The 15,319-nt window shown below is 42.8% G+C and carries 10 protein-coding genes and 6 tRNA genes; 15 read left to right on the top strand and 1 reads right to left on the bottom strand.

The window, feature by feature from the left end:
- Positions 1-3: 3 nt before the first annotated feature.
- From surE to rpoS, 4 genes are all read left to right on the top strand, one after another.
- On the top strand, positions 4-753 hold the full coding sequence (gene surE / locus ACROAE_RS00540) for a 5'/3'-nucleotidase SurE (RefSeq protein WP_432398968.1): 750 nt from the start codon (positions 4-6) through the stop codon (positions 751-753).
- The gene (locus ACROAE_RS00535) at positions 750-1,385 is read left to right on the top strand and encodes a protein-L-isoaspartate(D-aspartate) O-methyltransferase (protein WP_432398967.1); all 636 of its coding nucleotides are present in this window, start codon (positions 750-752) and stop codon (positions 1,383-1,385) included. Before surE ends, ACROAE_RS00535 begins: the two co-directional genes overlap by 4 nt.
- Positions 1,386-1,483: 98 nt before the next feature.
- On the top strand, positions 1,484-2,416 hold the full coding sequence (locus ACROAE_RS00530; protein WP_432398966.1) for a peptidoglycan DD-metalloendopeptidase family protein: 933 nt from the start codon (positions 1,484-1,486) through the stop codon (positions 2,414-2,416).
- Positions 2,417-2,494: 78 nt separating this feature from the next.
- Positions 2,495-3,466, top strand: a complete 972-nt coding sequence (rpoS, locus tag ACROAE_RS00525) for an RNA polymerase sigma factor RpoS (protein WP_432398965.1) — start codon at positions 2,495-2,497, stop codon at positions 3,464-3,466.
- A gap of 88 nt (positions 3,467-3,554) precedes the next feature.
- On the opposite strand, the gene mutS is transcribed toward rpoS, so the two are convergent.
- Complete coding sequence (gene mutS, locus ACROAE_RS00520) at positions 3,555-6,131, bottom strand: DNA mismatch repair protein MutS (RefSeq protein WP_432398964.1); 2,577 nt, start codon at positions 6,129-6,131, stop codon at positions 3,555-3,557.
- 284 nt (positions 6,132-6,415) lie between these two features.
- Between mutS and recA the strand changes: the two genes are divergently transcribed.
- From recA to oadA, 11 genes are all read left to right on the top strand, one after another.
- A complete protein-coding gene (gene recA, locus ACROAE_RS00515) occupies positions 6,416-7,480 on the top strand; it encodes a recombinase RecA (protein WP_432398963.1) in 1,065 nt (354 codons plus the stop codon).
- A 774-nt stretch (positions 7,481-8,254) separates the two neighbouring features.
- On the top strand, positions 8,255-10,879 hold the full coding sequence (gene alaS / locus ACROAE_RS00510; protein WP_432398962.1) for an alanine--tRNA ligase: 2,625 nt from the start codon (positions 8,255-8,257) through the stop codon (positions 10,877-10,879).
- Between the two features lie 447 nt (positions 10,880-11,326).
- A complete protein-coding gene (csrA, locus tag ACROAE_RS00505) occupies positions 11,327-11,524 on the top strand; it encodes a carbon storage regulator CsrA (RefSeq protein WP_160053698.1) in 198 nt (65 codons plus the stop codon).
- 262 nt (positions 11,525-11,786) lie between these two features.
- Positions 11,787-11,878, top strand: a tRNA-Ser gene (locus tag ACROAE_RS00500).
- A 23-nt stretch (positions 11,879-11,901) separates the two neighbouring features.
- Positions 11,902-11,978, top strand: a tRNA-Arg gene (locus ACROAE_RS00495).
- 27 nt (positions 11,979-12,005) lie between these two features.
- Positions 12,006-12,082: transfer RNA gene (locus tag ACROAE_RS00490), tRNA-Arg, on the top strand.
- 27 nt (positions 12,083-12,109) lie between these two features.
- A tRNA-Arg gene (locus ACROAE_RS00485) sits at positions 12,110-12,186 on the top strand.
- Between the two features lie 7 nt (positions 12,187-12,193).
- A tRNA-Ser gene (locus ACROAE_RS00480) sits at positions 12,194-12,285 on the top strand.
- Between the two features lie 61 nt (positions 12,286-12,346).
- Positions 12,347-12,423: transfer RNA gene (locus ACROAE_RS00475), tRNA-Arg, on the top strand.
- An 847-nt stretch (positions 12,424-13,270) separates the two neighbouring features.
- Positions 13,271-13,513: an OadG family transporter subunit gene (locus ACROAE_RS00470; protein WP_432398961.1), complete on the top strand. Its 243-nt coding sequence runs from the start codon at positions 13,271-13,273 to the stop codon at positions 13,511-13,513.
- A 13-nt stretch (positions 13,514-13,526) separates the two neighbouring features.
- The gene (gene oadA / locus ACROAE_RS00465; RefSeq protein WP_432398960.1) at positions 13,527-15,314 is read left to right on the top strand and encodes a sodium-extruding oxaloacetate decarboxylase subunit alpha; all 1,788 of its coding nucleotides are present in this window, start codon (positions 13,527-13,529) and stop codon (positions 15,312-15,314) included.
- Positions 15,315-15,319: the final 5 nt, after the last annotated feature.

Below are 15,319 nucleotides of genomic sequence, written 5' to 3'. Positions count from 1 at the left end.
GCAATGATTAATATTTTAGTCAGTAATGATGATGGTGTTAATGCCCCAGGTATTATCGCATTAACCCAGGCACTGAGTGAGTTTGCACAAGTGCTTACCGTTGCGCCCGATCGAAATTGTTCAGGCGCGAGCAATTCATTAACCTTGACTAATCCATTAAGAATTAATAACTTAGATAACGGTTATATTTCAGTCAATGGCACACCTACTGATTGCGTGCATTTAGCCATTAGGCAGTTGTGCCAAGATGAGCCCGATATTGTGGTTTCAGGCATTAATGCGGGTGCCAATATGGGTGATGATACCCTTTATTCAGGGACCGTTGCGGCTGCGATGGAAGGGCGCTTTTTAGGTTTACCGGCGATAGCAATTTCGTTAGTGGGTAAATCGTTAACTCACTATGATAGTGCTGCTGTCTATGCTGCAAAAATTGTAAAAGGGTTATTAGCACACCCTGTAAATAGCGATCAAATTTTAAATGTGAATGTGCCAGACTTGCCTGTTGAACAAATTAAAGGGATTAAAGTCACTCGTTTAGGTGCCAGGCACAAAGCGGAAGGTATGATAAAAACCCAAGACCCTGCTGGTAAAGATATCTATTGGTTGGGTCCAGTTGGCAGTGAACAAGACGCTGGCGAAGGCACTGATTTTGGTGCTGTTGCAGCCGGGTACGTGTCGATTACACCGTTAACTGTCGATTTAACTGCATACAATCAACTAAACGGATTAGCTGAGTGGATAACAAAAATATGACTAGGGTTGCTTCAACATCAGCAATGAATTTGGCAAAAAAGTTGTCTGATGCTGGGATCCGCCACCCTGCGGTATTACACGCAGTCGCCACCACCCCGCGTGAGTTATTTCTCGACGACGCCTTAGCGCACAAAGCCTATGAAAATACCGCGTTACCCATTGGCCAAGGTCAAACAATATCTCAGCCGTACATTGTGGCGCGCATGACAGAGCTTTTGCTGCAGCATAACCCACAAAAAGTACTCGAAATTGGTACTGGTTCGGGTTATCAAGCGGCAGTGCTTGCTTCGCTCATTCCAGAGCTTTGTACAATAGAAAGAATAAAAGCCCTGCAAATTCAAGCCAGACAAAGGCTTAAGCGCCTAGACTTGCACAATGTGTCATTTAAATACGGTGATGGTTGGCAAGGTTGGCCTAATCGTGGTCCATTTGATGGCATTATGGTGACCGCGGCGGCGGCTTCTGTCCCACAAGCATTACTTGAACAGCTTGCTGATAACGGGGTATTAATTATTCCCGTGGGCGAAGATACACAACAATTGCTTAAAATTACTCGCACTGGCGCAACGTTCCATTCTGAAATAATCGAAGCGGTTAAATTTGTGCCATTAATCAATGGTGATTTAGCCTAAAACATGAGTTCTGCTTCATGTTTTGATCTGAGTGATGCTTTATCATGTAAAATGCGCCTATTCGCTGTGCGCCTATGTATTTTCCTTAAGGACATTGTTTGATGAATACCGGTTGGCCAAATGGTTTGGTCTTAGCAATCATGCTGACAGGATGTAGCTTTCAAGCTGAACGTCCCGCGCCGGTTGATAGTTTATCATCAAAAAATCATGGTCCTCGTTATCACAAAGGCTCGCTTAAAACCCATAAGTACACCGTAAAAAAAGGTGATACTTTGTATTCTATTGCATGGGGCGCTGGGAGACACTTTGCTGCGCTTGCCAGAGAGAATAATCTGCACGCGCCTTATACCATTTATCCAGGGCAAACACTTAATTTAGCAAGCGCTAATGGTTCAGTGTCTACTGGTGCTAGCGCACCACAAGCTTATGCTTCAGCGGTGCAAACTAAAGCCATTACTCAGCCATACTCATCGGTTCCCCGTCGTACTGAATCGCAAACAATCCAACCTGTTGCAGTCGCAAAGCCACAGCCAGTGGTCGTATCAGACAGAACGAAAAAAGATCTTGATCACAAAGTAAAGCCTGCGTATTCTGTAACAACTACCCAACAAATAGTTAACCAAAATGCAAACGGTCCTGTCGCAAACTTGCCACAACAAGTTCAGCAATGGCACTGGCCAGTTAGAGGTCGAATAATCGGGTATTTTTCGGCGTCAGAACAAGGCAATCAAGGTATTAAGATTGCTGGTAATCGCGGAGACATTATTAAGGCCGCAGCAGATGGTAGAGTCGTATACGCAGGCAATGCGCTTCGAGGATATGGCAACTTAGTGATTATCAAACATAACGATGATTTTTTAAGTGCTTATGCTCATGCAGACACGATTATGGTTAAAGAAAAGCAATATGTTAGCGCAGGCCAAACAGTTGCAAAAATGGGCAGTACAGGGACAAGCCAAGTGATGCTTCATTTTGAAGTGCGTTATCACGGCAAGTCAGTTAACCCATTACGATATCTACCTAAACAGTAATTGTTTAGCAACATAAATAACGGAGGATAGGCAAGTGAAGTAGATTACATATCACAAATTAGGTTTGGGAGAGCAATTATGAGCCGCAAAAACAGTACTGCAATAGCAGAACCACTTGTCGATCTAGCTAAACAACCACAAGAGGTTGCAGCCAAAAAAGGCGATTTGGTGCAGCAACTCGAAATAGAAGACAAAGTCCAAGAAGACTTACAAAAAAACCTCGATGCCACTCAATTATATTTAGGTGAAATTGGTTTTTCTCCTTTGCTTACAGCTGAAGAAGAAGTCTATTTTTCACGTAAAGCCCTCAAAGGCTGCGAAAAATCTCGCAACCGCATGATAGAAAGTAACTTACGTCTTGTCGTTAAAATTTCCAGAAGATACAACAATCGTGGTTTAGCGTTGCTCGATCTCATTGAAGAAGGCAATTTAGGCCTGATCAGAGCGGTAGAAAAGTTTGACCCTGAACGTGGTTTCCGCTTTTCGACTTATGCGACCTGGTGGATTAGACAAACCATTGAACGTGCCATTATGAATCAAACTCGCACGATCAGGCTTCCTATCCATGTTGTAAAAGAATTAAATGTCTATCTTCGCACTGCAAGGCAGCTCGCACAAAAACTTGACCATGAACCCACCGCGGAAGAAATCGCTGAAAAACTCGATGTTTCAACGGGCGATGTGAGTCGCATGCTTAAACTGAATGAAAGAATTACCTCCGTTGATTCACCGTTAGGTGGCGATAATGAAAAAGCATTATTAGATGTGATTGCTGACGACGATTCCGTTGGGCCAGATCATCGAGTACAAAGCGAAGATTTATCTAACTCAATTGTAGGTTGGTTAAATGAGCTTAATACGAAACAACGTGAAGTGCTTGCAAGACGATTTGGTTTGTTAGGCTATGAACCATCAACACTTGAAAACGTGGGTGCTGAAATAGGGCTAACGCGCGAGCGAGTTCGTCAAATTCAGGTTGAAGCGTTAAAGCGTCTAAAAGATTTACTCGGCTCGCAAGGGTTGTCAGTAGAAGCGCTTTTTAGGGACTAATATTTAGCATATTAAGAGTAATGTTAACTTGCCCACAATAAAAAAGGACACATTTTAGTGTCCTTTTTATGGCCTGCTTTTTGTGGTCCTAGCGTGCTAAACGTTTTAATTCATACAATAAATCAAGAGCTTGCTTAGGCGTAAAATCATCAGGATTTATTTGCGTTAGCTTAACTAAAGCGGGTGAAGGCTCCGGCATCGGCGCAAGTAAATTCATGCTCACTTGTGATGGTGCATGTTCTGATACTGCACTATCACGGTTTTCGAGTTGATGCAGTTTATGTTTAGCCGCGTTGATCACTTGATTTGGCACACCGGCTAATGCGGCAACTTGCAAACCATAACTTTTACTGGCTGCACCCTCTTGAACGGCATGCATAAAGGCAATGGTATCGTCATGTTCAATCGCATCTAAGTGCACATTGACGACAGCTGGTAATAATTCTGGCAATTGAGTTAGCTCAAAATAATGTGTTGCAAACAAGGTCAGCGCACTGACTTGTTTAGCGAGATATTCAGCAGCAGACCACGCTAGCGACAAACCATCATAGGTTGAGGTTCCTCGGCCTATTTCATCCATTAATACCAAACTATTGGCTGTCGCATTATGCAAAATATTGGCTGTTTCGGTCATCTCTACCATGAAGGTTGAACGACCCGATGCTAAATCGTCTGATGCACCAATACGTGTAAATATTCGATCAATTTCACCTATTTGAGCAGAATCTGCGGGCACAAAACACCCAATGTGAGCCATTAAAGTGATAAGTGCTACCTGACGCATATAAGTTGACTTACCGCCCATATTGGGGCCGGTTACGATCAACATTTTGCGCTGAGGCGTCAGGCTAACTGGGTTGGCAATAAAGGCAGATTGACTCACCTGCTCAACCACAGGGTGGCGACCTGCATCAATATGAATCCCAATACCGTCAGTCATTTGTGGACACTGATAATTGAGGGTTTCTGCTCGTTCGGCAAAGTTACTTAATACATCTAACTGTGCGGCTGCAGTGGCGAAGATTTGCAGTTCTTGTAATTTAGGTAACAGTAAGTCAAACAGTTGTTCCCATAGCTGTTTTTCTATTGCCAACGCTTTACCTTGGCTTGAAAGTACTTTTTCTTCGTATTCTTTAAGCTCTGGGGTGATATAGCGTTCAGTTCCTTTTAGTGTCTGGCGGCGCTGATAACTTAATGGGACTTTATCTGCTTGTAAGCGACTGACTTCAATGTAATAGCCATGCACGCGGTTATAGCCCACTTTGAGGGTACTGATCCCAGTTTGCAGTTTTTCGCGAGCTTCCATTTCGACCAAGTAATCATTGGCGCCTTCACTCAGCTTACGCCATTCGTCTAACTCAGCATGGTAACCGCTTTTAATCACGCCGCCATCACGAATTAACATCGGTGGGTTATCGACAATAGCGCGTTCGAGCAAGTCGTGCTGCTCAGGAAACTCACCCAACTGCGCCGCTAACGTAGACATTTGCTGTTGCTGGCAAGTTGATAGCGTTTGTTGAATGGTCGGCAGTAATGCTAAAGCTTGCTTTAAACGCGAAAAATCTCGTGGTCTGGCGCTGCGCAAAGCAAGGCGGGCCATAATACGTTCAATATCACCTAAGCTTTTCAGTTGCTCATGCAGAGTGTGGTAAAGGTCTTGTTCAATTAATTCATTTACAGCCCCGTGGCGTAATTGAACGGCTTTACGGTCGCGAAGTGGTTCATGGATCCAACGTTGCAACATGCGGCTGCCCATAGGCGTCGCTGTATTGTCGAGTACCCATGCCAGGGTGTTATCACGGCCGCCAGATAAATTTTGGGTTAGCTCTAAGTTGCGACGAGTCGCAGCATCTAAAATGATTGATTCAGATTGATTAAAGCGCACAATCGAATTGATGTGCGGTAAGGCCATTTTTTGGGTGTCTTTGACATACTGCATTAGGCAGCCTGCAGCTTGTAATGCTAAGCGCGCATCGCTAATACCAAAGCCATGCAAATCTTTAGTGCCAAATTGATTGAGCAATAAATTGACACTGGTATCGTAATCAAATTCCCATTCAGGGCGGCGTCGGATCCCTTTCATGTTATTGATTAACAGCATGTCAGTAAAATCTTCGCTGTAAAGTAATTCAGCTGGATGAGTACGCTGTAACTCTGCTTCTAATGCTTCACGAGTCGGTAGTTCCGCAACAACAAAACGTCCTGATGAAATGTCGAGCGTGGCATAACCAAAACCCGTTTTACCTTGATAAAGCGCCGCGAGTAAGTTGTCTTGTTTCTCTTGTAATAGCGCTTCATCAGTTAATGTGCCAGGAGTCACAATACGTACCACTTGACGTTCAACTGGGCCTTTTGATGTTGCAGGATCGCCAATTTGCTCACAAATGGCCACCGACTGTCCAATCTGTACCAACTTAGCTAAGTAGCCTTCAACAGCATGATAAGGAATACCCGCCATTGGGATTGGGTCGCCACCGCTTTTACCGCGAGCGGTCAATGAAATGCCCAACAGTTCAGATGCTTTTTTAGCATCATCATAAAATAACTCGTAAAAATCGCCCATTCGATAGAACAGCAACATGTCGGCATGAGCGGCTTTTAAGCTCAAATATTGTCGCATCATCGGGGTATGTTTTTCTAAATCGCTGGTATCAATTACAGTCATTATGGACTCTTCACTCTATCAATCTTGGGGCATGAAACTTTATGGCGCTAATCTTAACAATTTTTATCTTCGGGGTATAAATCAATTCACAATAAAAATGCTTGGTGGGTAAAATATTGATGTAAAAAGGCAATTCGGCTAGGAATAAAAAAAATTACGATCAACACTTGATACTGTATGACTATACAGTATACTGATGAACATATTGAGATGAGTTATAACATCTCACCTAAATAAAAATCGCATTTTACTAAACGTATTGAATGCCTTAAGAGGGTTTTACAATGAAGGTTGATCCAAACAAAGAGAAAGCACTTGCCGCCGTATTAAGCCAAATTGAAAAGCAATTTGGTAAAGGCTCAATTATGAAATTGGGCGAAGACCGCACAATGGATGTTGAAACTATCTCTACCGGTTCACTTTCATTGGACGTCGCCCTAGGTGCTGGTGGTTTACCTCTAGGCCGTATCGTTGAAATTTACGGACCAGAGTCATCAGGTAAAACAACATTAACACTCGAAGTGATTGCAGCAGCTCAACGTCAAGGTAAAACCTGTGCGTTTATTGATGCAGAGCATGCGTTAGACCCTATTTATGCTAAAAAGCTTGGCGTAGATATTGATAACTTATTGTGTTCTCAGCCAGATACTGGTGAGCAAGCCCTTGAGATTTGTGATGCCTTAACTCGCTCTGGCGCTGTTGATGTCATCATTGTTGACTCGGTAGCTGCACTAACACCTAAAGCGGAAATCGAAGGCGAAATCGGTGACTCACACATGGGCCTAGCCGCACGTATGATGAGCCAGGCAATGCGTAAGCTTGCGGGTAACCTTAAGCAATCTAATACTTTGCTTATTTTCATTAACCAAATCCGCATGAAGATTGGTGTGATGTTTGGTAACCCAGAAACCACTACAGGTGGTAATGCACTTAAGTTTTATGCTTCTGTACGTTTAGATATTCGTCGTACCGGTGCTGTAAAAGACGGTGATGAAGTGGTGGGTAACGAAACACGCGTTAAAGTCGTTAAAAACAAAATTGCAGCGCCTTTTAAACAAGCTGAATTCCAAATTCTTTATGGTCAAGGTATTAACCGTACGGGCGAATTAGTTGATTTAGGTGTACTTCACAAAATCGTCGATAAAGCCGGTGCATGGTATAGCTACAAAGGTGAGAAAATTGGTCAAGGTCGTGCAAATGCTGGTAAATTCTTAACTGAAAACCCAGCCATTGCGACAGAAATTGATACTACCTTACGTTCAATGTTACTTGCTAGTGGTACAGGCAGTTCATCAAGTGCTGACGACGGTGATGAAAACATTGATTTAGAAACGGGCGAAGTTTTTTAATTAAGCCTTAGTCATCTGACTCATTGACTGATAAGTAAAATGAATAAAGTGTCGCGGTGCGCATATAGTGCACCGCGATTTTTTTATAGAAAACGCGGTAAATATTAAAACGACTCAGTTATCTCTATCTAAAGTGTATTTATTTAATACGTCAGTGTCTTAAATTCCCTCGCTACACACTTCTAACTCAAATTCTGTACCTGCTTTATATGTGAGATGCCTAAGCACTGTTTCCGCGTTATATTTAATCTGATCTAATCTTAGGTCCTATTGATCTTTCAAGGTTGTTTTTGCAGCGAATTGTTGGCCACTACTTACATATATTACTGCGCTGCAGAAACTGTGAGGTATAGTTATTCTACATAAAAAGTCGATTACGCCGTAAAAGTGGTCAACAAACGCTGCCCGAAGGGTTCGGCTAAAAACGTTTTACTCTTTGTTGAATGACTCTTTGTAAATAAAGAGTTGCTTAGATGACTAGGCATCAATCCATTCGTCTCGATTAAAACGTTTTTAACTCGAACAAAATTCAACCATCAAAGAACAACAGACCCTAGATATCAGTAAAAAATCTAATAAGACACCTAATGAGCAAACACGTTTCATCTGCTGAGAATGGTTGTGAAATGTATCGTTCATTCATCGATTTTTGCTCAGATGATAATCGGCTCGCTCGTCTCGCTTCTTGCGTTAAATTCAGTATATAATGCCTACATTTACTGGCTTGCATGTCAAGCTAGTTACCTTTGTATTCTTCTATTTCAGGGCCATTTCATGTTTCAGACTACAGCAGAGTTAAGAAGTGCTTTTTTAAAGTATTTTGAAGATAACGGACATCAGGTTGTTGATAGCAGCTCACTCGTTCCCACAAACGATCCAACACTGTTATTTACCAATGCGGGTATGAACCAGTTTAAAGATGTGTTCCTCGGCATGGATAAGCGAAATTATACACGTGCGACATCTTCACAACGCTGCGTTCGTGCGGGTGGTAAACACAACGATTTAGACAACGTAGGCTATACCGCACGTCATCATACTTTTTTTGAAATGCTCGGTAACTTCAGTTTCGGTGATTACTTTAAAGAAGAAGCGATTCGTTTTGCTTGGACATTTTTAACTGAAACCTTAAAACTTCCTAAAGAACGTTTATGCGTCACTATTTATGAAACCGATGATGAAGCTTATGACATCTGGACCCGAAAAATTGGCGTACCTGCTGAAAGCATGATCCGTATCGGTGACAACAAAGGTGCTGCGTTCGCTTCAGATAACTTCTGGCAAATGGGTGATACCGGTCCTTGTGGTCCATGCAGTGAAATTTTCTATGATCATGGCGATCACATTTGGGGTGGTCGTCCAGGCACTCCAGAAGAAGATGGCGATCGTTTTATTGAAATTTGGAATATTGTATTTATGCAATATAACCGTCAAGCAGACGGTGAAATGTTGCCATTACCTAAACCTTCAGTTGATACCGGTATGGGTATTGAGCGTATTGCAGCCATCATGCAAGGTGTTCATTCAAACTACGAAATCGATATCTTTAAGCAATTAATCGCTAAAGCTGCTGACATTATTGGATTCTCCGATTTAGAAAATAAATCGCTACGTGTTATTGCTGACCATATCCGTTCATGTGCTTTTTTAATCGCTGACGGTGTTATGCCATCAAACGAAGGGCGTGGTTATGTGCTGCGCCGTATTATTCGCCGCGCAGTGCGTCATGGTAATAAGTTAGGCGCAACTGATGCTTTTTTCTACAAATTAGTGCCGACCCTAATCAGCGTGATGGGCGATGCAGCAAACGGCTTAAACGCCATGCAGGCGATTGTTGAAAAAGCATTAAAAGCAGAAGAAGAGCAGTTTGCCCGAACCCTAGAGCGCGGCTTAGTCATTTTAGACGGCGCATTAAATACCCTTAAAGGCGACACGTTAGATGGTGAAACGGTCTTTAAACTGTATGACACTTATGGCTTCCCTGTCGATTTGACTGCTGACGTATGTCGCGAACGTGATATTCATGTTGACGAAGCGGGTTTTGAAGTCGCAATGGCAGAGCAAAGGCGTCGTGCTCAAGCTGCAGGTAACTTTGGTGCAGACTACAACAGTAATTTAATCATTGATGCTGAAACCGCGTTCTGTGGCTATACGGAGCTTACGGGTGAGTCAACGGTAACGGGTTTATATGTTGATGGAAAAGCTGTTGAGCAAGTTGTTGCCGGTCAAGATGCTATTGTCGTTTTAGCCAATACCCCATTTTATGCTGAATCAGGCGGGCAGGTTGGTGATAAAGGCTTGTTAACGGCTCAAGGTATTGAATTTACAGTGAGTGATACTCAAAAGTTTGGTCAAGCGACAGGTCATCAAGGCCAATTAGCGCAAGGTCAATTAGTCGTAGGGCAAACGTTATCTGCACAAGTGGATAAAAAATTACGTCACCGTACTCAGTTAAATCACTCTGTGACTCACTTGTTGCATGCTGCATTACGTCAAGTATTAGGTTCACATGTTACACAGAAAGGGTCGTTAGTGAATCCTGAGCGTCTGCGTTTCGATTTTTCACATTTTGAAGCGGTTAAACCGTCAGAATTAAAAGCGGTAGAAGAATTAGTTAACACCCAGATCCGTCGTAATCATCAATTAAAAACTGCCGAAATGGCCATTGATGAAGCCAAAGAAAAAGGCGCTATGGCGCTATTTGGTGAAAAGTACGATGACCAAGTACGTGTTGTGACTATGGGTGACTTTTCTATTGAATTGTGTGGCGGTACTCACGTTGGCCGCACGGGTGATATCGGTTTATTCAAAATCACTTCCGAAGGTGGTATCGCTGCGGGTGTACGTCGTATTGAAGCCGTAACGGGTTCAGCGGCTATGAGCTATGTTGCAGAGCAACAGGCAATGCTAGATGAAGCTGCGCAGTTGCTCAAATCAGACAATGCATCTGTTGTGACTAAATTAAAAGCCCAATTAGATAAAGTGAAGCAGCTTGAAAAAGAGTTATCGCAACTTAAAGATAAATTAGCGGCTGCAGCCAGTGCTGATATGGCCGGTGATGCTAAAGACATTCATGGCGTTAAAGTGCTGGTTAAATTGATGGAGGGCGTTGACCCTGGCTCATTGCGTGGTTTGCAAGATGAATTAAAGCAGAAGCTTAAATCAGCCATTATTGTGCTTGGCACTGCAAAAGATGGCAAAGTTAACCTGATTGCGGGTGTTAGCAACGACTTAACTAAACAAGTTAAAGCAGGTGAACTGGTTGCTATGGTCGCTCAGCAAGTAGGCGGTAAAGGCGGTGGACGCCCTGATATGGCTCAAGCTGGTGGCACACAACCTGAGAACTTAGCGGCTGCATTAGCATCTGTTGAACCTTGGATTACTGAGCGTTTGAGCTAACATTTAGCCAAAATAGCGCTTTAATTGGCACTTAGGGCATAAAGTCTAAGATATTCAACTTTATAACTTGAGTGCCAACAGTAGATTTGGCATAGTGAAGTAACTCGCTAACAGTAAAAAGCGTTTAAAGGGATTACTAGGGTAATAAGTTGTGATTGCAACTGTGTGCGTACACAGGTCATTAATGGTTTTATCTCTGTCGTTTTGTTATTGGTTTTGCTGTTTAGATTTATTTAACACCGTGGTGAGTGCAAATATGATGAATTTGGACTTATTACGTATTGATAGTTGATATTTTCGTCAGACTTTAAAATTTCCGAATAGATAATGCTTTATAAACTGACGTATTTAGAAATAGATACTATGATTTTATGTAAAGCGAACCTTATAATAAACGCATATTACGGACAAAGCGTGTTATGCAGATTGAACTAAAGGAGCAATCGAATGCTAATTTTGACTCGTCGTGTAGGCGAAACATTAATGATTGGTGATGAAGTCACCGTTACTGTGTTAGGTGTTAAAGGTAATCAGGTACGTATTGGTGTTAATGCACCTAAAGAAGTATCGGTTCACCGTGAAGAGATCTACCAACGTATTCAATCTGAGAAATCAGGTACGCCTCCAGAAGGTGGCAATTACTAATTTCGGCTATTTTGTCCGATAAAAATAAAGTCAGCAGTTTGCTGACTTTTTTGTTTTCTGAGTAAATGATCATTTTTGAGCGGTATAAAAAAAGTCTTTGAAAATCATTTTTTAAAGTAATATTCGTAAAAATGAATACAGTTTTCACGACTATTTGAAGCTATTATCCCCAATGTGATTAAAAACAGTCCAAATGAAGATAGGATCCCTAAAAAGGGTTTGACTTATTTTCGTCAAACAGTAATATGTGCGCCAAGAAAACGGAGAGGTGGCCGAGTGGCCGAAGGCGCTCCCCTGCTAAGGGAGTATGGGCTTTAAATCCCATCGAGGGTTCGAATCCCTCCTTCTCCGCCATTTCTTAAAATAGTAAAATCGATGCGGATGTAGCTCAGCTGGATAGAGTACCTGGCTACGAACCAGGCGGTCGGAGGTTCGAATCCTCCCATCCGCACCATTTACTATTAATGTGTAAACCATGAATGCGCGTGTAGCTCAGCTGGATAGAGTACCTGGCTACGAACCAGGCGGTCGGAGGTTCGAATCCTCCCACGCGCACCATTCATGTTTCACCAAAACCCAAATTTCGCGCGTGTAGCTCAGCTGGATAGAGTACCTGGCTACGAACCAGGCGGTCGGAGGTTCGAATCCTCCCACGCGCACCATTTTTGCGGAGAGGTGGCCGAGTGGCCGAAGGCGCTCCCCTGCTAAGGGAGTATGGGCTTTAAATCCCATCGAGGGTTCGAATCCCTCCTTCTCCGCCATTTATTGTTTTAGCAGCTATAATGGTTGTGTTACTAATAAATGGCATGTTGTACCGATTTTGCGCGTGTAGCTCAGCTGGATAGAGTACCTGGCTACGAACCAGGCGGTCGGAGGTTCGAATCCTCCCACGCGCACCATATTAAAAACGCCCTGTATTTATACAGGGCGTTTTTTTATGTCTGTTTGCCAGTCTCATTCACATTGCTAATCCTCTTTCATATCCTTTCAGCTATTCGTTGGGCTCATCAACGTGATGATTTAGGCTCAATCAAGTACATATTTCTTAACCAATCTGAACTGGGAATAAAAAAGGTTTTCAAAAAGCCTTTTGTCTCGCTGAATGCGTTGAATGAACTTGCAATCGGCTAGCTATTGACGCGTTAATTCACCTTATTAGCAAAAAATCACAAGTTTGAAACATTTGAACCTTAATGATTTGATATTAAACATTTTGTTTCCATCTCTTATCTCGAGTTTAGGTTGGCTAATTACATTTTTATTCATTTTTATTGCTTAATGTCAGTTATTTTATTCGTTTGCTTAAGTATGATGCACTATTTCGGCATGTTGCTTGACCGTTAATGTTATCGATTTTGTGATTTGTAGATTGAAATCGCGTAAATAATTATAGAATCTTTATTTATTGGGGGTTTATTTTGAATATTCCTTTGCTGCACTGTCATTGAACATTTGTTTTGGTAAGACCAATTTACAAAAGGATAGCAATGTTGACGTATATTGTTTATATTTTGTGACAGGATTTTGAGTTTATGTCGCGTTAATCGTGACGTTGACTCAATGGAACACAGTATTAAATCGATATTAAATTGAATATTTATGCTTTCTGAATTAGCAATTGTTAATCCGTGGCTCAAAATTACGGCTGCAAATCGACTTGTCACCATCGCGCACAGTGATGGTGCATCGACAGCCTCAACAATTTACGACATAAGATTTAATGGTTAGAAAAATAAGCGAGGAAGCATGACATCGATATCTGAGCAGTTATCCGATGCGCTGGGCATCATGATAATGGGCATGGGCCTAGTGTTTATATTTTTAAGTCTATTGATCGTGGGTATAGGGATTGTTGCAAAGCTTTTTCCTGCGCCAGTGGCTACACCAACACCTGCGCCGATAGCACCAAGAGCATCGGCTCAGTCAACATTAGATCCTAAGCTGGTAAGCGCAATTACCTCTGCGATACATCAATACCGCGCGAAATAAATTTGGAGTCAATATGAGCAAGCCATTAGCACTAACCGATGTTGTCCTACGTGACGCCCACCAATCAATACTGGCCACGCGGTTACGTATCGACGATATGCTGCCCATTGCACCGCTATTAGACAAAGTTGGATTTTGGTCACTTGAGTCATGGGGTGGAGCCACATTCGACTCTTGTATTCGTTATCTTGGCGAAGATCCGTGGGACCGTATTCGTGAATTAAAGAAAGCCATGCCTAATACGCCGCAGCAAATGTTATTGCGTGGGCAAAATTTACTAGGCTACCGTCATTATGCCGACGATGTCGTGACTCGCTTTGTCGAGCGTGCTCATACCAACGGTGTCGATGTGTTCCGTATTTTCGATGCTATGAATGATGTACGTAACCTTGAAACGGCAGTTAAGGCAGTTAAAAACGTTGGCGGACATGCACAAGGTACAATTTCATTTACCACAAGCCCAGTGCATACCATCGATACCTGGGTGGATATGGCTAAGCGTTTAGAAGACATGGGCGCAGATTCTTTATGTATTAAAGATATGGCTGGTTTACTTAAGCCAATGCAGGCCTATGAGCTTATTAGCCGTTTAAAGTCGCAAACAGACTTAATGGTTTCGATGCATTGTCATGCCACCACAGGGTTAAGCACCGCAACCTATCAAAAGGCGATTGAAGCCGGGGTTGATGTACTGGATACCGCGATCTCTTCAATGAGCCAAACTTATGGTCACAGTGCCACTGAAACACTTGTTGCTATGGTCGAAGATACTGACAGAGCCACGGGCTATGACATGGTGCTGTTAGAAGAAATCGCCGCATACTTCCGTGAAGTGCGTAAAAAATACGTGCGCTTTGAAGGTGCGTTAAAAGGGATTGATTCACGTATCTTACGTGCACAAGTGCCTGGCGGCATGCTAACTAACATGGAAAACCAATTAAAAGAGCAGGGCGCTGCTGACAAAATGGATGCCGTGCTTGAGGAGATTCCACGGGTACGTGAAGATCTTGGCTTTTTACCATTAGTGACACCTACCTCGCAAATTGTTGGCTCACAATCCGTGATTAACGTATTGATGGGCGAGCGCTACAAATCCATGACTAAAGAGACCGAAGGCGTACTAAAAGGCGAATACGGTGCCACGCCTGCGCCCGTTAATGCCGAGCTACAAGCACGTGTGTTAAAAGGCGAGTCACCGATTACGTGCCGTCCGGCAGATTTGATTGCACCAGAACTGGATAAATTACGTGTTGAGCTTGAACAAGCTGCAAAAGAACAAGGTTTTAGCTTAGCGGCTGAGTTAGATGACGATGTCATGACTTACGCGTTGTTTAATCAAATTGGTCTTAAGTTTCTTAAAAATCGTGGCAATCCGGATGCATTTGAACCCGTACCTAGCGCAGATGATTTGCAGGTTACTGATGATAAAGGCCCGCAAACCTATACCGTTAATGTTGATGGTCAAAGCTTTGTGGTTGAAGTCAGCGAAGGCGGTGACATTAGCAATATTGCGCCAACATCAGCAACATCAGCAACATCAGTGGCCAGTGCACCAGCTCAAGCTGCTCCAGCCTCTGCTGGTGAGGTTAAATGTACTATGTCTGCGCCTCTATCGGGAAATATCTTTAAAGTGCTTGTAAGCAACGGCCAAGCGGTTAAAACCGGTGAGGTGGTCATTATTTTAGAAGCTATGAAAATGGAAACCGAAATTCGTGCACCACAAGACGGTATCATCGCTAACCTTGCAGTTAAGCAAGGTGACAGCGTGACAGTCGGTTCAGCATTACTTGCATTAGCATAAGAGGT

The sequence above is a fragment of the Shewanella sp. MF05960 genome, assembly GCF_050849305.1.
Classification (GTDB): Bacteria; Pseudomonadota; Gammaproteobacteria; order Enterobacterales; family Shewanellaceae; genus Shewanella.
Note: the sequence above shows the minus strand (reverse complement) of the source record. Positions and strands in the feature narration are given on the sequence as shown.

Excerpts from the sequence above, each read along its gene's own strand:
- mutS (WP_432398964.1), bottom strand. The coding sequence starts at position 6,131 with ATGACTGTAATTGATACCAGCGATTTAGAAAAACATACCCCGATGATG.
- oadA (WP_432398960.1), top strand. The coding sequence starts at position 13,527 with ATGAGCAAGCCATTAGCACTAACCGATGTTGTCCTACGTGACGCCCAC.
- alaS (WP_432398962.1), top strand. The coding sequence starts at position 8,255 with ATGTTTCAGACTACAGCAGAGTTAAGAAGTGCTTTTTTAAAGTATTTT.
- ACROAE_RS00470 (WP_432398961.1), top strand. The coding sequence starts at position 13,271 with ATGACATCGATATCTGAGCAGTTATCCGATGCGCTGGGCATCATGATA.
- ACROAE_RS00535 (WP_432398967.1), top strand. The coding sequence starts at position 750 with ATGACTAGGGTTGCTTCAACATCAGCAATGAATTTGGCAAAAAAGTTG.
- recA (WP_432398963.1), top strand. The coding sequence starts at position 6,416 with ATGAAGGTTGATCCAAACAAAGAGAAAGCACTTGCCGCCGTATTAAGC.
- csrA (WP_160053698.1), top strand. The coding sequence starts at position 11,327 with ATGCTAATTTTGACTCGTCGTGTAGGCGAAACATTAATGATTGGTGAT.
- rpoS (WP_432398965.1), top strand. The coding sequence starts at position 2,495 with ATGAGCCGCAAAAACAGTACTGCAATAGCAGAACCACTTGTCGATCTA.
- surE (WP_432398968.1), top strand. The coding sequence starts at position 4 with ATGATTAATATTTTAGTCAGTAATGATGATGGTGTTAATGCCCCAGGT.